Source organism: Methylobacterium sp. V23, from assembly GCF_002917135.1.
Classification (GTDB): Bacteria; Pseudomonadota; Alphaproteobacteria; order Rhizobiales; family Beijerinckiaceae; genus Methylobacterium.
The window spans coordinates 358947-377389 of the sequence record NZ_PDHT01000001.1; the positions used below are offsets into that span (position 1 = coordinate 358947).

An 18443-nucleotide genomic window follows, 5' to 3' on the forward strand; every position below is an offset into this window, starting at 1 on the left:
GCCGGAAGGCGTGGGATGGTCGCAAGCGCCGTCCGGCGCCGCGGCCGAGCCGGGTCAGGCCGCCGCCGCCATCGGGCGGGTCGCCGCCTCCAGCCAGGCCCGCGTCGCCGCGTCGAGGTCCGGCCCCAGCGCCGCCCGCACCCGGGCGTGATAGGCGTCGATCCAGGCCGTCTCCTCCGGGCTCAGGAGGTCCGGGCGGATCAGGCGGCGGTCGAAGGGGGCGAGCGTCAGGGTCTCGAAGCCGAGCATCGGACGCTCCCCGCCGGGCACGTCGCGGGCCTCGACCAGGACGAGGTTCTCCAGGCGGATGCCGTAGGCGCCGGGCTTGTAGTAGCCGGGCTCGTTCGAGAGGATCATGCCCGGCTCGAGGGCGACCGTCCCGGTCTTGGCGATGCGCTGCGGCCCCTCGTGCACCGACAGGAAGGCCCCGACGCCGTGGCCGGTGCCGTGGTCGAAGTCGAGGCCGGCCTCCCAGAGCGGCAGGCGCGCGAAGGCATCGATCTGCGCGCCCGTCGTGCCCTTCGGAAACACCGCGCGGGCGATGCCGATATGGCCCCGGAGCACGCGGGTGAAGTGCGCGCGCATCGCCTCGGACGGCGTGCCGATCGCCACCGTGCGGGTGATGTCGGTGGTGCCGTCCCGGTATTGCGCCCCGGAATCCACCAGGAACAGCTCTCCGGGTTGGATGCGCCGGTCGGTCTCGTGGCTGACCCGGTAGTGGACGATGGCGCCGTTCGGGCCGCTGCCCGAGATCGTCGGGAACGAGACGTCTTGGAGCAGTCCGCCCGCGGCGCGGAAATCCTCCAGGGCCTCCACCGCGGCGATCTCGGTCAGCGTCTCGCCCTGCGCATCGAGCCAGGCCAGGAACCGGGTCACCGCAAGACCATCGCGCAGATGGGCCGCGCGGGTGCCGGCGATCTCCGCCGGGTTCTTCACCGCCTTCATGGCCGTGATCGGGTCGGGGCCGAGATCGGCGACGCCGCCGGCCGCCTCGACCCGCTGCGTGAGGGCGTCGGCGGCGGTGGCGGCATCGAGGCGGATGCGCGCGGCGTTCGCCGCCTGTGCCGCCAGGGCGTCCGCGAAGGCGGCGCGCGGGTGAAGGTCGGCCAGGGGCGCGAGGGCGGCGCGCAGCTCCGGGCTCACGCGCGGCGAGGTCAGGTAGAGGGCGGCCCGGCCCGTGCGCGGCACCAGGGCGTAGCCCAGCGCCAGGGGGGTGTGGGCCACGTCGCCGCCGCGCAGGTTGAAGGCCCAGGCGAGGTTGTGCGGATCGGAGATCACCAGGGCGGCATCGTCCGCCTCGGCCAGGGCCGTCCGGATCCGGGCGAGCTTGTCCTCGGCGGACGCGCCGGCCAGTTCCGGCGGATGGGCGACGACGGCACCCGCCGGCGGCCCCGGCCGGTCGGTCCAGACCGCGTCGACGGGGTTCTGGTCCACCGCCTGCAGGCGCGCGCCGGCCTTGGCCACCGCGCGCTCCAGGCGTGCCACGCTGTCGGGGGTGTGCAGCCAGGGATCGTAGGCCAGCACCTGGCCGGCCTTGATGTGGGCGCCGATCCAGGCCGCGACGCTGGTCTCGGCCAGGGGCACCGGGGTGATGTGGGTGGTGTCGACCTGGGCCGGCGCCTGCAGGGTGTAGCGCCCGTCGACGACGAGGGCCGCCGCCTCGGACAGGATCACGGCGGTGCCGGCCGAGCCGGTGAAGCCCGTGAGCCAGGCCAGGCGCTCGGCCTGGGGCGGCACGTACTCGGACTGGTGCTCGTCGGCGCGCGGCACCACGAAACCGTCGAGCCCGGCGCTTCGCAGGGCCTCGCGCAGGGCCTGGATACGGGCGGCCCCGTGGCGGTGGCTGGGATCGTCGAAGGTCTGGAAGCGGAGGCGCGTCATGGCGCCCAGGGTTACGCCGGGCTCAGAAGGGCCGCAACCGCGTCCGGCGCGGGCGCGCCGCCGCGCCGCCGCGCGTCAGCACCAGCGTCGCCCAGCCCTCGATCAGCCCGTGCCGGGCGAGGTGGAAGCCGCGGTGCCGATAGGTCGAGAGGACGCCCGGCACGTCGCGCTCGATCAGGCCGGAGAGGATCAGCACGCCGTGGTCGGCCACGACCGCCGTCAGGGAGGGCGTCAGCCCCTTCAGCGGACGCGCCAGGATGTTGGCGAAGACCACGTCGAAGCGGCGCGGCCGGTCGGCGAGGGGGTGGCGCACGCCCGGGCCCTGGAAGAGCCGGAGGACCGGCCCGAGGCCGTTGAGGCGGGCATTGCCGATGGCGGTGGTCACCGCCTCCGGGTCGAGGTCGCCGGCGATCACCGGCGTGTGCAGGGCCTTGGCCGCCGCGAAGGCGAGGATGCCGGTGCCGGTGCCGACGTCGAGCACGTGGGCCGGGCGCCCGCGCTTGAGGATGTCGGCGAAGGCCCGGAGGCAGCCCAGGGTCGTGCCGTGATGGCCGGTGCCGAAGGCGAGCGCCGCCTCGATCTCGATGGCGAGGTCGTTGACCCGGACCGTGTCGCGGTCGTGGCTGCCATGGACGAGGAAGCGGCCGGCCCGAACGGGCTTTAGGCCCTCCAGGGAGGCGCGCACCCAATCCTTCTGATCGATGGTCTCGAAGCTGGCGACGTCCGCCTGCGCCCCGACCACGGGGCGGATCAGGTCGCGAATCATCGCCTCGTCCGGCGCGTCGGCGAAGTAGGCCTCGAGCCGCCAGGTCCGGCCGTCCTCGGCCTCGAAGGCGGCGACCGCCGTCTGCGTCGGATCGAACATCTCACCGAGGAGATCGGTCATCGCGCGCGCCGACCCCTCGTCGGTGAGGAGGCGCAGCACGTGGGTCGGACGGTGGGGAGGCAGGCCTTCGAGCATGAGCGGGGCTCTACCACCCGCGACGTCCCGCCGCCACCTCGCGCGCAAGCTTGGCCGGAACGGAACCGCCGGATCCGCGTTTGTTGTGGCTTCTCCAGGCTCGCGTCGATGTCGGAGCGTGCGTTGTGCGTATGAAAATCAGAAGAGCCGGCGGGCGAACGCCGGTCGTTCTCGCCGAAAAGTCCAAGGCCCGCCGTCGCCTCGTGCGCGAGCGCGGGGGGTTCACGGATGCGGAGACCCTGACGGGACCGCTGCCCGGGCCGATGCTGGTCCTCCTGAGCCGCCTGCACCGCTCGGAGCGCTCGCCCGCCGAGGACGAGGAGCGGGGCGCCTGACGCGCCACGCCCGGATCCCTGCCCCGGATTCATGCTATGGCGCCTTGGCTATTGCGGGTTGGCTATGACGGCCTCCCCGGGGTCGTGCCGGCCGAAGACGAAGGGCTGATCGATGATGCAGACGCGGCGGACGTGGCTCGGGGCGGCGCTGGGCCTGGCGATCTGGGCCGGCGCGACGCCTGTCCGGGCCGAAACGCCCGTGGTAGTCTTCGCCGCCGCCAGTCTGAAGAACGCCCTCGACGAGGCCGCCGCCGCCTGGACGCGGGAAACGGGCAAGACCACCCGGATCTCTTACGCGGCCTCCAGCGCGCTGGCCAAGCAGATCGAGGCCGGAGCTCCGGCCGACCTGTTCCTCTCGGCCGATCTGGCCTGGATGGACGACGTGGCCGGCAAGGACGGGCTCAAGCCGGGCACCCGGTCGAACCTCCTGCGCAACGCCCTCGTGCTGATCGCCCCCAAGGATTCGCCGGTGGCCCTGGAACTCGATCCGGGCCCCGGCCTCGCCGCCAGCTTCGCCCGGGCGCTGGGCGACGGCCGCCTCGCCATGGGCAACGTCGCGGCGGTGCCGGCCGGCAAGTACGGCAGGGCGGCGCTGGAGAGCCTCGGCGCCTGGGAGGGCGTGAAGGGCCGGGTCGCCCAGGCCGAGAACGTGCGGGCGGCCCTCCTTCTCGTGGCCCGCGGCGAGGCGCCGCTCGGCATCGTCTACGCCACCGACGCGGTCTCCGACCCCAGCGTCCGGGTGGTCGCCACCTTCCCGGCCGCGAGCCACCCGCCGGTGATCTATCCCGTCGCCCTGACGAAGGAGTCGACCAACCCGGATGCGGCCGCGTTCCTCGCCTACCTCCGCAGCCCCGCCGCCCGGGTGTTCTTCGAGCGCCAGGGCTTCTCGGTGATCGGCGCCGAGAACCGGACCTGATCGTCCGGCCTTGAGTCCCGCGATCCTGGACCGGCTCGGCCTGTCGCCGGAGGAATGGTCCGCCATCACCCTGAGCCTGCGCGTCGCCGGCGTCGCCACCCTGGCGAGCCTCGGCCCCGGCCTGGCCGTCGCCTGGCTCCTGGCGCGCCGGCGGTTTCCGGGGCGGGCGCTCCTCGACGGGCTGGTCCATCTGCCGCTGATCCTGCCGCCGGTGGTGACCGGCTACCTCCTGCTCCTGGCCTTCGGACGGCGCGGGACCTTCGGGGCCCTCCTGGCCGATCTCGGCATCGTCCTCTCGTTCCGCTGGACCGGGGCGGCACTCGCCTGCGCGGTGATGGGCTTTCCCCTGATGGTGCGGGCGATGCGCCTGTCCCTGGAGGCGGTCGATGCCCGCGTCGAGCAGGCCGCCGCCACCCTCGGCGCCGGACCCCTCGCGGTCTTCCTCACCGTGACGCTGCCCCTCGCCCTGCCGGGGGTCCTCGCCGGCGCGGTGCTGGCCTTTGCCAAGGCGATGGGCGAGTTCGGCGCCACCATCACGTTCGTGTCGAACATCCCCGGCGAGACCCAGACCCTGCCCTCGGCGATCTACACCCTGACCCAAGTGCCCGGCGGCGAGGCGGGGGCCCTGCGCCTGACCCTGGTCTCCGTGGCGATCTCGATGGCGGCCCTGCTGATCTCCGAAGTCCTGGCCCGCCGGGTCGGCCGCCGGATCGGGGCGGGGTGAGCCGATGACGCTCGCGGTCGAACTCGCCCTGGCGCGCGGCGCCTTCCGCCTCGACGTGGCCTTCACCGCCCCGCCGGGCCTCACCGCCCTGTTCGGCCGCTCGGGCTCGGGCAAGAGCACGGTGATCGCCTGCCTCGCCGGCCTGGCCCGGCCCGACCGGGGCCGGATCACCCTCGACGGCGAGACTCTGCTCGACACGCCTCGCGGCCGCGCGGTGCCCGCCCATCGCCGCCGCATCGGCACCGTCTTCCAGGAGGCGCGGCTGATGCCCCACCTCTCGGTCCGGCAGAACCTCGCCTATGGGCGCTGGTTCGCCCGCGGACGCCGGGACACCGCCGGCCTGGAGCCGGAGGCGGTCATCGCGCTCCTGGGCATCGGGCACCTCCTCGACCGGCGACCGGCCGGACTCTCCGGCGGCGAGGGACAGCGCGTGTCGATCGGCCGGGCGCTGCTGTCGCGGCCCCGCCTCCTGCTCCTGGACGAGCCGCTCGCCGCCCTCGATGCCGAGCGCAAGTCCGAGATCCTGCCGCTGATCGAGCGCCTGCGTGACGTGTCCGCGATCCCCCTGGTATACGTCAGCCACGCGGTGTCCGAGGTGGCGCGCCTCGCCGACACCATCGTGGTGCTCGAAGGCGGCCGCGTCGCCGCCGCCGGACCCGCCGAGGGCATCCTGCGCCGGGGCGATCTCGGCGCCTTCCACGCGGCCGAGGCCGGCGCCCTCCTCGACATGGTGGTGGAGGCCGACGCCCCGAATTCCGGACTGACGCTCCTCTCGGGGCGGGCCGGGCGCCTCCTCGTCCCGCGCCTTGCGCAGGCCGTCGGCACCGGCCTCCGCGTCCACGTGCCCGCCCGCGACGTCCTGCTCTCCCTCGACGAGCCCATCGGCCTGAGCGCCCGAAATCGCTTGAGCGGGCAAGTACTTGCCCTGCATCCCCAGGCGGACGGCACGGTGCTGGTGGAGGTGGATTGCGGGGGCGCCGTGCTCTCGGCCCGCCTGACCCGCGCCTCCGTGCACGAACTCGGCCTCGGACCCGGCCGCGCCGTCTTCGCCATCGTCAAGAGCGTCGCCTTCGATCCCCACGGGATGGGACGGGCCGCCGGCGCCGTCGAGATCTGAGAACTCGTTAAAATTCGATGCGCCGTCTTGGCATCGGCTTGAGCATGCGACCCAAGAAAGGCCCTGCAGAACCAATTCCTTAAGATCCCATTCACGCCGCCGGTCTTGTCTTGAGGGATAGCGCATAAGCCGCAAGCAGGAGCGTGCCATGTCGATCACAAGCCTCGGCGCCGTGCTGCCGGCCCGCCTCACCGGCGCCACGCCGGCACCCATTGTCCCGGTCCAGCCCGTGCAGGCGCCGGCTCCCCTGGCGCCAGCGGTGCGGGTCGACATCCGCAGCCAGGATCAGGGTACGGATTCCCAGGCCGGTCGAACCCGGACACCAGCGCCCGACGAGGACGCGAAGGCGGCGCCGACTGCGATGGAGCCGCGTATCCGCATCGACCAGGACACCAAGGCGGTGGTCTACCAGGAGGTGGATCCGAATTCCGGCGACATCGTCGTGCAACTGCCGGACCCGGTCGTGCTCAAGGCCCGCGCCTATGCCGAGGCCGCCGAGGCCCGCGCCAAGCCCACTGCCCGCCCCCTCGACCGTACCGCCTGAGGCCTCACGCTCATCGAAACGAAGAAAAGGCCGGGGCGCTGAGCCCCGGCCTTCTTTTTTTGCCGTCCGGTGGAATCAAGAAACCGCCGGCCCGAGGGCCGGCGGCGGGCTCGTCCTTAGCGGAGGAGCTGCAGGATGCCCTGCTGCGCCGTGTTGGCGAGCGAGAGGGCCGAGATGCCGATCGACTGACGGGTCGACAGGGCCTGCGAGTTGGCGGCTTCCTCATTGAGGTCCGCGTTCGTCAGGTTGGCCGATCCGGTGTCGAGGATGTTGATCAGGTTCTTCGAGAAGTCCTGACGGTTCTGCACCACCGACAGGTTCGAGCCGAAGGTCGAGGACTGGGCGCGAAGCTGGCTGGTCGCCTGAGTGATGGCGGTCAGCGTCTGGTTGATCTCGGTATCGGTCTGGAAGCCACCGGTCGAGGCGGTGAGGCCGAGGCCATCCGCATCGAGCTTGGAACCAGCGATCGTCAGGCTCGAAGAGCCAGTCTCGTTGAAGGTCACTTTCAAAGAGTTCTCGCTCGGATCGTCGCTGTTCCGGTAGAGCAGGTTGATGCCGTTGTAGCTCGAATCCTTGGCCTGCTGGGTGATCTGGTTCAAAATTTCATTGAACTGCTTGGCCAAGGTTTGCCGGGTGCTGTTGGTAGAGCCAGTGCTATCCTTGCCGAAGCCGGAGATAGCAGTCGCGGGTCCCTGGCCCGCGACACTGGAAGCCTGAAGGCCAAAGCCGATATCAGCGTTGAGAGAGGCCGTCGCCCCCTGTGCTGCCTGGATTGTCAACTTCTGGCTGGCGCCAGCAGCAGTGGAGCTGAGAACAAGCTTGTCGTTGGCATCGAGGCTCGCCACGACGTTACCAGCTAGACCCGTATCGGCACCGATCTGTTTGTTGATGGAGTCGACGATTTCCTGCTTCGTGGTCGCCGATGCATTTGCACCCGTGGTGTTGTCAATCTTGATGGTCTTGGCTGGGCCAGTACCAAGCTGGATAGTGAAATTCGAGTTCTTGACGCTCAAGTTGGTCGCGGACGTTAAAGCGACGTTGCCATTGACGACGGCTTTCGCAGATCCGTCGGTCGCATCCGAGCCGGTCGAGGACAGCCCGGAGGCAGCAGTTCCGGTACCGGCTGATAAGGTACCGGCGGTGGTCGCTGCGTTCGCACCGAACCCGAGACCAATGGTGTCGGCGCTGGCAGAGGCTGTCACACCCGTGCCTGTGAAGGCGAGGCCCGTTGCCGCACTTGCCGTAATACCAGTAACACCACCCGCGGTGATCTTGGCATTGATGGCTTCCAAGAGTTTGGCTTTCGTCGGATTGGTTCCGAGTGCCGCGCCGCCGGAGTCCAGGCTCGTGCTATCGATCGTGAACGTCGTTGAATTCGTTCCGTTACCGACGGTGAAGGTCGCTGACTTGCCCGATGTAAGGTCAACGTTCGCAGGAACGGTGGTCGAACCGGTAAGAGCAGCCGTGGCGCCAGTTCCCGAAGCCGTGCCTGCTACAGCTGCAAATGCACCAACAAAGCCCAGATCGACACCGCCAGCAGCAGGCGTCACCGTGACCTGTGCATCGGGACCCGAATCTTGGGTCGAGAACACAAGCTTGCTGTTCGCGTCGATACTCGCGGTAACAGAAGATCCGCCATCTTTAAGCTGTTTGTTGATGGCAGCTAGAATCTCCGTCTGATCACCCGAGGTTCCAACAGTTCCACCATTGGCATCGGTCGCGCTGTTCTTGTCAATCTTCACCGAGACTGATTTGAGGCCGTCGTTGATGGTGAAGGCTGCAGAACCACCGCCCGAGAAATCGGTCGCGCTGGCGACGCTTGCACCAGCAGCTGTCACCGTCGCGACTTTCGCTGTCGCTGCTTTGCCGAAGCCAATGTCCAGCGTAGAGCTCGCGGAGCCAGCTACGGACAGCTTCTGCGTTGAACCGGTAGAGGTGGTAGCAAAGTTGATGCGACCGTCGCTCCCGACAGAGGCAGAAATCTTACCCTTCAAGGCAGTTGTATTCGAAATCTGGCTGTTGATAGCCGACACAATCTGGCCGGCCGAAACCTTGGTCAGGTCGCTTGTGTTATTGCCAAGGGTGGACGAGTCAAGGCGGATGGTCGATTTGGTGGTGCCCCCATCCAGCGAAATATCGATCGAGCCGTCCTTGCCCAGCGTGGAGAAGTCCTGCGTGCCGTCGGCGGTGCCGGCGAGACCTTGGAAGCTCTTGCTGCCGCTCACGGTGGCGGCGGTCGCAGCCAGAGCGCTGGTGACAGCGCTCTTGTCGGCCAGGGCCTGGTTGGCAGTGGATTTGGCTGAATCGACCAGCTTCTGGATCGAGGTGATGCCTTGGTTGGCCGTCTGGATGGTCTGTACGCCGTTCGAGATGCCGTTGAGGAGCTGGCCGAGATCGCCCGAGCGACCGGAGAGTGCTTGCGAGGTGAAGAAGCTCGTCGGGTCGTCGAGAGCCGAGTTGACCTTCTTGCCGGTGGAGAGGCGGTTCTGAGTCTGCGTGAGAAGGTCGGCCGTACCCTGGAGTGAGAGCAGGTTCTGACGTGTGGCGGCGGTAAGAGTGATGCCTGAGGACATGGTGTTCGATCCATTCTGATCGGTGCGCCTCCGTTTTTGGAGGCCAGTGCACATGACCACCCATGCATTGCGATCGACTTAATAGGCACGTCGAACGAAAACTTACGGAGATCGGTCAATTGCAGCAGTTCTAGAAAAAGCTCTTTCCGATCAGTATGTTGTCGATTCGAAGCGGGGCCGTTGTTGAGGTCTTGTTAACCAAGATCGGTGAATGTGCTGGTGAGTCCAGAACGAGTGTCGTCATGCCCCTGAAGATCGAACTCAAGCCGTTCGAGCGCCTGCTGATCGGTGGCACGGCGATCCGCAACGGGTCCCGCCGCTCCAGCTTCGTTATCGAGACCGTGACGAAGTTCCTGCGCGAGAGCGACATCATCCTGGAGAGCGAGGCCGATACCGCCTGCAAGCGCCTCTATGTAACGCTGACGGTGATGTACCTCGCCGAAGTCACCCCGGAGGCGGAGGACCTGTTCATCACCCAAGCCAACGCGCTCATCGCGGCAGCGCCGAGCATGGCGCCCTACCTGCGCGACATCCACGACTTCATCGCGGAGCGTGAGCTTTACCGCGCGCTGAAGCGCTGCAAGGAGTTGATCCAGTACGAACAATCGCTGGCGGAACGGCTGGCGCCCCCTGCCGCATCCGAAGGGTGATGCGTCCGGAGGGTGAGGAATCAAGAGAGCCCGCCGCTGGGAAGCGGCGGGCTCTCTTGATTTCGGCCCTGCTGTTTCGCGCCTTACATGCGCAAGCCGGCGGCAATGTTCTGATTGATGCTGATGAGGGCGGAGAGCTTCTCGGCGCTCGGCTCGATCAGCGTATCGATCATCCGCTTGAAGACGAAGGTCGAGAGCTCGGCGATGTTGTTCTTGATCTCGATCGGCAGCGGGCTCTCGGGCGCGGTGGCGGCCCCGGCGATGATGGTCCAGACCTTCTGATTGAAGTTCAGGGCTTCGTTCAGAGCGGGCGCTTGATTGGTCCAGTCGGTCTGGATCGCCTGGAGGCGGGTCGCAGCCTTGATCAAGACGGCAGCTTCTGCTTCGCGCGGCGACAGCGCAGTTTGTGCAACCCGGGCATAGGCGCTGGCCCCGTACGACATCGCTCGATCCTCCCTCAAGGTGCGCCGCCCCGATTCGGGGCGCGGGCCGACCTTAGACAGCCGATTGTTAAGGGACCGTAATATCACTCCGTGCCGTAATCATGCCCGGATATGCGACGACGGAGAGCGCGCGCCCGCGCGGATCACGCGTAGGGTGTTGGATTCCGCCACCATGATGAATTTCATTCTGGGCACTGTCGCGGGCGGACTGTTGGTCGGGCTCGTCACGATTTCCGCCGTGCGCCAGCCCGTCGTGCAGGCCAAGCTCGGACTCTTTCCCGTTTCCAACGCGCTGTTGATGCCAGCCGCGAAGACGCCGGAGGCGCCTCGCTCTGATTCGCCATGCCGTCAGGCCGCGACGGTGGGACAACCGGACATGCTGTTCTCGAAGCGTCGATTCTGGTTCGTCGCTCCTTGAGCGAACGATCCGTGCGGCTCAGAGGCTGCTGATCAGGAACATCACCATCGTGGTCGCCACGGTGGTGCTGACGAACCCGCAAAGGGCGGCCGCGAAGGACGGACCAGTGGAGAAGCTGCGATCCATGGTCTTCAGGTCGAGGGCGGCGGTGGTGTTCATGATGGCTGACCTTAGCGGCGAATCATCGGCCGCGTGTGAGTTGACTGTGAAACGAAGTGTGACGGGCAGGCGTGCGGGCCCGCACTCGATCAATCGCAACGATTGACGCGCTTGGCCGCTCGAAGCTCCCGCGACTCACTGCGCAGATCGATGGCCACGACGCCGGCGCCGCAATCCTCGAAGGCGTCGCGCGCATCGGCATAACGATCGCCAATTTCATCCAGTGTGTCGCAGGCGCGGTCGTGATTGCCGATCCGAGCCTCCTGACGGAACTGGTAGCGGAGCGCATTGGCCTCATCGACCTTGCGCTGCGCATCGAGACAGACGGGTGCGGCAAGCGCCGGCGCGGCGAGAGCCAGCATGAGACCAGCGGTGAAAGGCAGTCTGAGGGATTGACGCATAGGAACACCTGAGGTGGGGACACCTGGACGTACGGCCGGTGAACAGAATTCATCGAGCGTTTGAAAGCGTCCGCAAGATCAGTTCTGGCTTCTCCAATATTGCATCAGAGCAGCGACACTCATCTCGCGTTCAGGCTCCAGAAACGGCAAACCTGTCGCTAAGGTTCCACGCTTACCCACGGCGTCGTTCGCCGGCGCCGGGAAACCAGGATGTCGGCCAGGGAGATCGGGGCAGGGCCCTGCGCATCGACACCGACATCATACTGCCGAGGAATCGGTTTCAACTTGTTATGCGAGTGACCGTGCAAGTTGATGGCACCGCGGCCAATCCCGTTCCAGGTGCGGAACGCGTAATGACACAGCACTAGGCGCCGCGCATCGACGCTTATCTCCGCATAGTGGGCGATCGAAGCCCATCCGTGCGCTTGCAGCGTTCCGGCCCCGTCATTGTTGCCGATGATGAGGTGCTTGGTGCCTGACAGGCTCCCCAAAATTTCGGCAATGCGTTCGGCGGAGGGACCGAGGGCGAAATCACCGAGGTGCCAGACGTTGTCCTCGGGCCTGACGACGGCATTCCAGGCGGCGATGAGCGCGGCGTCGTGCGTCGCGAGATCAGGGTAGGGGCGCTTGTCGATCCGCAGGATGCGCGGATCGCCGAAATGCGTGTCGCTGGTGAACCACACGGCCACGGCCGTCTTTCCCCGCCGCGATCAGCGCCCAGGGCTGAAGCGCAGCGGCACGGTAACGGCCAGGCTGCTCAGGCTGATCCCGGCGGGTGCTGCCGGGAGTGAGCCACGAACGGTCGCCAAGGCGGCGCTATCGATGGCGCCGATACCGCTGCTGCTGGCGAGCCCCGAACTCAATACCTGACCTGAGCGGGACACTGTGAACCGGACGACGGCCACGCCGCCGCTGGTCCCGGCGGCCGCATTCGCATTCATCCGCCCCCGAATCGCCGAACTCAGCATACCTTGCCACGCTCTCAGCGCGTTCGGATCGTTCCCGCCGGCGGCTGAGCCTGCACTGCTCTGCCGCGACGCGGAAGCCGAGTTCTGCTGGGCGCGTCCATCGCTTGCCGCAGCCGCGGCCCGGCGCGCGGCTTCCTTGGCAACCTTCGCCTTGGCTTCCTTGGCAGCTTCGCGACGGGCCTCGGCGATGGCCTCGCGGCGCTCCTCCTGCTCGGCTTTCAGTCGTGCTTCGCGATCCGCCTTACGCTTCGCCTCACGCTTGGCTTCGAGGATCTTGGCCATGTCCGGCTTCGGCTTCTCCACCTCCACGGGCTTCGGAACCTCCGCGATCGTGGGTGGGGGTGGCGCAAGGGCGGGCGCGTCCTCCCCCGTGGAGGTGATGACCTGATCCTCGGGCGGCGGCTCGACGACGGCTTCGGTCGGAGGAGTGACCGGTGCCTCTGGCGACTCGGCCATGGTCGTGGCTTCGGGTGCGACCGGTGTCGCGTCCGGGGGCGGCGGGACGGTGGCTTCGGGCGGTGCCACCTCGGTCGTCTCGAGAGGCTTCGTGACCGGGACCGCCTCGGGCGTTTCCACCGGGTTCGCTTCAGGCGGAGCGGGGGCCTGGGCTGCCTGCTCGGCTGGGGCCTGGGTGTTCGCCTCCGTCATCTGCGGGGCGAGATCGACCGTTACGATATTCTCGCCGGGAGGCGCAGTGGGCGTCGTGCCGAACAGTACCATTCCGACGAGTGCTGCGACGTGCAGCGCAAGCGCCACAAGGAACGCTGCGGTGAGCCCAGACGGGCCGCGCTGCTCCGGTTCGGCCGTGGTCGCGAAGGCGCTGTTGGGATGCAGGGCGTTCATGAATTACTGCGGCGTTCCGCTGACAGGGGCCGGGGCGGCGGTCGGCGATGTGGGCAGCGGACCGCCGGGCGACTGGGCGATCAACGAGACTTTTGTGAAGCCGGCTTGGCCCACGAGGCCCATCACCTCCATGATCTTGCCGTAGGGCACGTCGCGGTCGCCGCGCACCAGCATCACCTGGGTTGGGTCCTGGGCCGCCAATGCGCGCAGGCGTGGCAGGATCGAATCTGGCGTGAGTTCTTCCTTGGCCAGATAAGGCCTTCCGTCCTTGTCGATGGAAATCTCGAGCGGCTTCTTGGCCTGGGCGACCTTCTGGGCGGTGGTCTTGGGCAACTGCACGGGCACGCCCGTGGTCATGAGGGGAGCGGCGACCATGAAGATGATCAGCAGCACGAGCATGACGTCGACCATTGGGGTGACGTTGATCTCGGACATCGGCGCTGCGTCGAGACCATCGTCGTCATCGCCGCCGCCGGCGCGGATCGAACCCATTGCCATCGTGAAGCGGCCCTCCGGGGCCAGGGCGAAGGGCGATTAGGCCGGTCCGCCGCACAGGTTGCTTTCAAGGATCGGCGCTCGCGCGACGTAGGAGCGTGTCTCGGTCAGGTGGTAATAATCACTCGGCAGCGGCACGGCCATGCACGGCCCGGTCTCGGGCGAGGCGATTGCCGAGAATGCCGATGCTGGAGACGAAGCTGGACTGGATCCGACTGACATCGTTGATGAGCTTGTTGTAGGCCATCACGGCCGGGATCGCGACGATGAGGCCGATGGCCGTGGCGAACAGGGCTTCGGCAATGCCGGGAGCGACGACCGCCAGCGAAGTGTCTTGGCTCTTCGCGATGGACGAGAAGGAATTCATGATTCCCCAGACCGTCCCGAACAGCCCGATAAAGGGCGCCGTCGAGCCGGCGGTGGCGAGGAGCGGCAAGCCGGTTTGCAGGCGCTTGATCCGGCCGGTCAGGGCTGCGCGCATTGCGCGTTCAATGCGGTCGCGCCGCTCTGCCCGGGTCTCGCTGGAATCTTGATCTCGCCAAGCCTCCGCTGCCGCTCCCATGATCTGAGCGTCCATGCCGCCACCGGATGATTCAAGCGCTCCGCCGGACCGCACCAGTACGTCGAACGCCTTGGCTTGGCGCTTGGCGGCGGCAATCCGGATGATCTTCTCGAAGACGACGGTCCAGCACGCGATCGAGGCGATCACGAGAAGGATCATCACGCCCTTCACGATCGGATCCGCCTGCAGGAACAGTCCGATGAAGGAAAAGTCGTGCGTGACTTCGGCCTGCGCTGCAGTCGGGTCCATGATGGTTTCTCTCAATGCGTGCGGTGTGCGGGCTTCGCTATTGGATCGCGAATGCGCTGATCAGCGCACGAAGGTCGCGGAGGTCTTACTGTCTGTCTCAATGCGGTCGAGACAGGTCTCACGACTGGCCTCGCCGCCCTCGCAGGCCAGGACGTCGTTGAGGAGAAGGCGGCCGATCTTCGCGCAGGCGATCCCCGGGAAGTCGAAGAGGCGGACCATCGTCTTGCGGTCCTGCACTGGTCCCAGTTCCACGGACAGGCGCTTCTGGGCGATGCCCTCGGTATCGAACGCGAACAGGTCAACCTTGAGGGATTTCAGCGCTGGGCCGCGGCTGTTGTCCACGAGAAGATAGGTGCGGCAGGCATCGCCCGCCGGTTCCAGGCGATTGAGTTCCAGCTTGATCGGCGCAGCCTTACCGTCCTGCGCGGTACCCGGTGCTACCAAGCTCGTGAGCACCGCCAGGGACGCGAGACCGGATACGACACACTTCGCGACGATGGTCTTATTCCTCCTCCAGGACTGGTCTTTGCTCACGCCGTACACTCCCGCTCAAGTACCGTCGCTCGGTGCGACGCGACCGGATACTCATGCGATTCCCATCTCGACACGATGTCTCGACAGTCCTGCTTGGTCCGGGTTCGATTCAGTAAACGCCCAGAGGCGCGAGCTACAAGCCGCGATCTAGGACACCATCCTACGCGTGGTGGGCATATCCGAGGACCCAACCTCAGATCAAGCGCAGGGCAGAATATCAGAGGAATTCCAAACTGTTACTCGAAACGCAGGTACGGCTCAGCTTTCAATCAGCCAAGCCTTCCCGCAGCCAGTTACCTAAAACGTCTGGGTCGTCAGTGGTTAACAGGCATTCAGCGGGTCATGGGGCAATGTGTCGGGGCGGCCGCGCCCTTGATGCGTTCCGAACGCGCCTCCATATCGCGATGACCGGCGAGCAATCACCGGAAGGGGTGCTGCAAAAGTGGGCCCCGATCACCGAAGTGCCTCGTGAGACGTTGTTTCGGGCTTCGCTGGAAGGATATGCGTTCGTGACGACTCGGCCCTCACCGTTCGGACATCCATTTCTGCTCGGATTTGATGAAATCGAACAGGCTCTCGACCGGGTGTCGAAGGCCGCCAACGATGGGTATCCGCCCTATAACATCGAACGCTTGGCCCGGACCGAGCATCAACCGGAGCGCCTTCGCATCACCCTGGCTGTCGCAGGTTTTACCCGCGATCAACTCGATGTGATGTTGGAGGAGAGCCAGCTGGTCGTGCGTGGCCGGCAGGTAGACGACAAGACCCGGCAGTTCCTGCACCGCGGTATTGCTGCGCGTCAGTTCCAGCGTGCATTCCTGCTTGCGGACGGCATGGAAGTAATGGGCGCCGATCTCTCAAACGGTCTGTTGTCGATCGATCTCACGCGGCCGGAGCCGGACAGGATCGTCCGCAAGATCGCCATCGCGTCCCGAGACGAGGACTAAAATTGGGGCTTCGGCTCACATCGACCGCCGGGTCCTTTCCCGGTGTACCGCTCTGCCAAGAAGGAGGGCAGTCCATGACCGAGTTCAATACCAACCCGCTCACCCAGGCCGATCTCGACCCGGCCGAGTTCAACGTGGCCGATCTCGCCGCCCTCGGCGAAGGACATATCGCCTATGTGCGCGCGATTCGCTCTGACGAGGTGAAGCGCATTTTTCCGCAGGCGCCCGACCTCACGCCGGGTCTCGACCTGTTCGCGCTCCTTTCGGCCAGTGGTGCACCCATCCTGCTCGCCGACTCTCGGGATGCCGTGGTGGCCAATGCGGCCGCCAATGACCTTTACACGGTCAGTCTGCACTAATCGGGAATTCGGCGACCGCCGTCAGAAGCCGTTGCAAATCCTGTGGCCGTGACAGGCGATGGTCGCCGTCGGCGATGAGGGTGAGGAGGGTGCCGGTTTTCGGCAGCCTCTCCACCACGCGCAGGGCGTGCGTATAGGGGACGTCTGGGTCGTCCATGCCTTGCAGGATATGGACCGGGCAGCCCGGATCAAAGTTCGTTCCGAGAAGGCAATGACGTTGACCGTCTTGGATGAGCGCGTGAGTGATGGGTACTGGTGTCGGATCATAGGCGCTCGGCCGGAACCAGGCGCCGTCCCGTTCGATCTGCGATCGGATCTCCGGCGGGAAGCGATCCCAAAGGAGACTTTGGGTGAAATCCAAGGCCGGGGCGATGAGGACGAGGCCTGATGGCGCTTTGTGATCCTTGAAGGTCCGCGCGAGAGCTACCAGGCACGCAATCCAGCCGCCCATCGAGGAACCCACCAAGATCGGGTTCTCTGGCGCGTAGGTTTCGACGACTGCCTGTGCGTCCGCAAGCCAAGTCGAAATCGTAGCTTCGGCAAAGACGCCTGTCGATTCGCCGTGGCCTGTGTAGTCGAAGCGAACCAACGGGCGCCCCTGCCGCTCAGCCCAGGCATCAAGCGTCATCGCCTTCGTGGCGCCCATATCCGAGCGGAAGCCTCCAAGCCAGACCAGTGCTGGGCCTTCGCCTGCCCTTCGCCGCACCGCGATCCGCCGTGCTGCCGATCCGCTCCCGACTTCCAGGAATTCTGGCGCCTCATCCTGTGCAGACGTCATTCGTTAACCCTCGCCCTGGGATGCATCGAACTGAACGCATCGCCTTCGCATTTCATTTACCGGACCGTAAAGCGCGGCGTTCAAGCTCATGGCCATGATCGACACGCAAGACGGACTCTGTTTGCCTAGGGAACCCGACTCGAGCCTCTATCTTGGGCCGTGGTCCATTCCCGCTTGCGCGTCATGAGCAGCGACGTGCGCGGCAATTTCCCGAGCGAGCGTGCGCCGCTTGCCGGGGCGACCATCCTGCAGATCATTCCCGAACTCGATGCCGGTGGCGCAGAGCGGACCACTGTCGATGTCGCCGCCGCCTTGGCTGCGGCCGGCGCCCGGGCGCTGGTTGCTACAGAGGGAGGGCGCCTGATCGGCGAACTGCAGGCCAAGGGCGGGATATGGCTTCCGTTTCCTGCGGCTTCAAAAAATCCGCTCGTCATGGCCGTGAACGTGGGACGCCTCGCGCGCCTGTGCCGGCGTGAGGGTGTTCAGATCGTCCACGCACGCTCGCGGGCTCCAGCCTGGGTCGCCCTAGGTGCCGCGCGCCGCGTGAAGCTGCCGTTCGTGACAACGTATCACGGCAGCTATTCGGGTCGCACGGGCGTGAAGGTTCTTTACAACTCCGTGATGGCTCGCGGTGACATCGTCATCGCCAATTCTCACTACACCGCTGATTTGATTCGCACCTTGCACCTGGACCAGGCGGGTGACCGAGTCCGGGTGATTCATCGCGGCACCGATCTGACTCAGTTCACTCCCGCGGCCGTGCTCCCATCGCGGGTCGAGGCCCTTCGTCGTGCCTGGGGCGTTGCTCCGCATGAGCGTGTGGTGCTGCTGGCCGCACGCCTCACGGGCTGGAAGGGACAGCGTGTTCTGATCGAGGCGGCTTCTTTGATGCGCGATCGTGGGGTCACGGACATCGCAATCGTGCTCGCTGGTGATCCGCAGGGGCGCATTGCCTATGAGCGCGAACTTGACGCTCTGATCGCGGCGCGCGGTCTGCAGGCGATCGTGCATCGAGTCGGACACTGCGCCGATATGCCAGCGGCTTTCCGGGCTGCCTCCGTCGTGGCGGTACCCTCCGTGGAACCCGAGGCTTTCGGCCGGTCCGCCGTGGAGGCGCAAGCTCTAGGGACTCCGGTGGTCGTGTCGGATCTCGGCGCCGTACCGGAAACGGTCTTGGCGCCGCCCGAGGTTCCACCGTCCCAACGAACTGGTTGGCGGGTACCGCCTGGTGACGCTGGAGCCCTGGCCGATGCCCTCACGGAAGCTCTTTCGCTTGGCGCGAGCGCCCGGGATGCAATGACTCGTCGTGGCCGGGCGCACGTAGAGGCTCATTTCTCACTGGAAGGCATGGTTGGCGACACGCTCGCGGTCTACGCAGACCTCATAGCCCGGCAACTCGCTAGCGGCGAAGGGGTGACCTAGTTTCTGCCGATGAACCAAACTGCGGCGACCGTGTTGACTTGCACGAGAGTTCAGCCAAGGTATCGCACCGAATTTCGCGAGCGATGGGTGGCCAGGATCGACCCCAAACGGGGATTGAATTCGTGGGCTGCCGTTCCGTCGTTTCACTAGGAGATTAAAGCCAT

22 protein-coding genes are annotated in these 18443 nt (G+C 66.6%); 10 read left to right on the top strand and 12 right to left on the bottom strand.

Features of this window, described 5'->3' with window-relative positions; all coding sequences use genetic code 11:
* Positions 1-54 precede the first annotated feature (54 nt).
* On the bottom strand, positions 55-1881 hold the full coding sequence (locus CRT23_RS01650; protein ID WP_103708315.1) for an aminopeptidase P family protein: 1827 nt from the start codon (positions 1879-1881) through the stop codon (positions 55-57).
* A gap of 22 nt (positions 1882-1903) precedes the next feature.
* Positions 1904-2842 carry a 50S ribosomal protein L11 methyltransferase gene (locus tag CRT23_RS01655; protein WP_103708316.1) on the bottom strand — a complete coding sequence of 313 codons (939 nt, stop codon included), beginning with the start codon at positions 2840-2842 and terminating at the stop codon, positions 1904-1906.
* Positions 2843-2973: 131 nt separating this feature from the next.
* Here CRT23_RS01655 and CRT23_RS01660 point away from each other — a divergent pair, with 131 nt between their 5' ends.
* The 5 genes from CRT23_RS01660 (at position 2974) to CRT23_RS01680 (ending at position 6478) form a co-directional block, all read left to right on the top strand.
* Positions 2974-3177: a hypothetical protein gene (locus CRT23_RS01660; protein ID WP_103708317.1), complete on the top strand. Its 204-nt coding sequence runs from the start codon at positions 2974-2976 to the stop codon at positions 3175-3177.
* A 112-nt stretch (positions 3178-3289) separates the two neighbouring features.
* Positions 3290-4093: a molybdate ABC transporter substrate-binding protein gene (modA, locus tag CRT23_RS01665; protein WP_103708318.1), complete on the top strand. Its 804-nt coding sequence runs from the start codon at positions 3290-3292 to the stop codon at positions 4091-4093.
* 22 nt (positions 4094-4115) lie between these two features.
* Positions 4116-4817, top strand: coding sequence for a molybdate ABC transporter permease subunit (modB, locus tag CRT23_RS01670; protein ID WP_103708549.1), 702 nt, complete (start codon positions 4116-4118; stop codon positions 4815-4817).
* Between the two features lie 4 nt (positions 4818-4821).
* Positions 4822-5934 carry a molybdenum ABC transporter ATP-binding protein gene (modC, locus tag CRT23_RS01675; protein WP_103708319.1) on the top strand — a complete coding sequence of 371 codons (1113 nt, stop codon included), beginning with the start codon at positions 4822-4824 and terminating at the stop codon, positions 5932-5934.
* Between the two features lie 148 nt (positions 5935-6082).
* Positions 6083-6478, top strand: coding sequence for a hypothetical protein (locus tag CRT23_RS01680; RefSeq protein WP_103708320.1), 396 nt, complete (start codon positions 6083-6085; stop codon positions 6476-6478).
* A 116-nt stretch (positions 6479-6594) separates the two neighbouring features.
* On the opposite strand, the gene CRT23_RS01685 is transcribed toward CRT23_RS01680, so the two are convergent.
* A complete protein-coding gene (locus CRT23_RS01685; RefSeq protein ID WP_181017227.1) occupies positions 6595-9051 on the bottom strand; it encodes a flagellin in 2457 nt (818 codons plus the stop codon).
* Between the two features lie 242 nt (positions 9052-9293).
* Between CRT23_RS01685 and CRT23_RS01690 the strand changes: the two genes are divergently transcribed.
* A complete protein-coding gene (locus CRT23_RS01690) occupies positions 9294-9701 on the top strand; it encodes a flagellar biosynthesis repressor FlbT (RefSeq protein WP_055947307.1) in 408 nt (135 codons plus the stop codon).
* A gap of 83 nt (positions 9702-9784) precedes the next feature.
* Here CRT23_RS01690 and flaF read toward each other — a convergent pair whose 3' ends face one another.
* Positions 9785-10144 (bottom strand): flagellar biosynthesis regulator FlaF, encoded by a 360-nt coding sequence (gene flaF / locus CRT23_RS01695; protein WP_055947312.1) that lies wholly within the window; start codon positions 10142-10144, stop codon positions 9785-9787.
* Positions 10145-10316: 172 nt separating this feature from the next.
* On the opposite strand from flaF, the gene CRT23_RS01700 reads away from it, so the two are divergent.
* Positions 10317-10562, top strand: coding sequence for a hypothetical protein (locus CRT23_RS01700; protein ID WP_103708550.1), 246 nt, complete (start codon positions 10317-10319; stop codon positions 10560-10562).
* Between the two features lie 18 nt (positions 10563-10580).
* On the opposite strand, the gene CRT23_RS28330 is transcribed toward CRT23_RS01700, so the two are convergent.
* From CRT23_RS28330 to CRT23_RS01730, 7 genes are all read right to left on the bottom strand, one after another.
* Complete coding sequence (locus CRT23_RS28330; protein WP_181017244.1) at positions 10581-10721, bottom strand: hypothetical protein; 141 nt, start codon at positions 10719-10721, stop codon at positions 10581-10583.
* Between the two features lie 89 nt (positions 10722-10810).
* The gene (locus CRT23_RS01705; RefSeq protein ID WP_103708322.1) at positions 10811-11122 is read right to left on the bottom strand and encodes a hypothetical protein; all 312 of its coding nucleotides are present in this window, start codon (positions 11120-11122) and stop codon (positions 10811-10813) included.
* A 158-nt stretch (positions 11123-11280) separates the two neighbouring features.
* On the bottom strand, positions 11281-11811 hold the full coding sequence (locus CRT23_RS01710) for a metallophosphoesterase family protein (protein ID WP_103708323.1): 531 nt from the start codon (positions 11809-11811) through the stop codon (positions 11281-11283).
* 21 nt (positions 11812-11832) lie between these two features.
* On the bottom strand, positions 11833-12933 hold the full coding sequence (locus CRT23_RS01715) for a TonB family protein (protein WP_103708324.1): 1101 nt from the start codon (positions 12931-12933) through the stop codon (positions 11833-11835).
* A gap of 3 nt (positions 12934-12936) precedes the next feature.
* A complete protein-coding gene (tolR, locus tag CRT23_RS01720) occupies positions 12937-13431 on the bottom strand; it encodes a protein TolR (protein WP_103708325.1) in 495 nt (164 codons plus the stop codon).
* Positions 13432-13549: 118 nt separating this feature from the next.
* Positions 13550-14239 carry a MotA/TolQ/ExbB proton channel family protein gene (locus CRT23_RS01725; RefSeq protein WP_103708326.1) on the bottom strand — a complete coding sequence of 230 codons (690 nt, stop codon included), beginning with the start codon at positions 14237-14239 and terminating at the stop codon, positions 13550-13552.
* 60 nt (positions 14240-14299) lie between these two features.
* Complete coding sequence (locus CRT23_RS01730) at positions 14300-14701, bottom strand: Tat pathway signal protein (RefSeq protein WP_245435927.1); 402 nt, start codon at positions 14699-14701, stop codon at positions 14300-14302.
* Positions 14702-15282: 581 nt separating this feature from the next.
* Between CRT23_RS01730 and CRT23_RS01735 the strand changes: the two genes are divergently transcribed.
* Positions 15283-15720 carry an Hsp20 family protein gene (locus CRT23_RS01735; protein WP_103708552.1) on the top strand — a complete coding sequence of 146 codons (438 nt, stop codon included), beginning with the start codon at positions 15283-15285 and terminating at the stop codon, positions 15718-15720.
* A 74-nt stretch (positions 15721-15794) separates the two neighbouring features.
* Positions 15795-16079, top strand: coding sequence for a DUF1150 domain-containing protein (locus CRT23_RS01740; RefSeq protein WP_055947330.1), 285 nt, complete (start codon positions 15795-15797; stop codon positions 16077-16079).
* Here the strand turns inward: CRT23_RS01740 and CRT23_RS01745 are convergent.
* Complete coding sequence (locus CRT23_RS01745) at positions 16066-16857, bottom strand: alpha/beta hydrolase (protein ID WP_103708327.1); 792 nt, start codon at positions 16855-16857, stop codon at positions 16066-16068. The genes CRT23_RS01740 and CRT23_RS01745 overlap by 14 nt on opposite strands.
* A 183-nt stretch (positions 16858-17040) precedes the next feature.
* On the opposite strand from CRT23_RS01745, the gene CRT23_RS01750 reads away from it, so the two are divergent.
* Complete coding sequence (locus tag CRT23_RS01750) at positions 17041-18279, top strand: glycosyltransferase family 4 protein (RefSeq protein ID WP_103708553.1); 1239 nt, start codon at positions 17041-17043, stop codon at positions 18277-18279.
* The last annotated feature ends 164 nt before the right edge of the window (positions 18280-18443 follow it).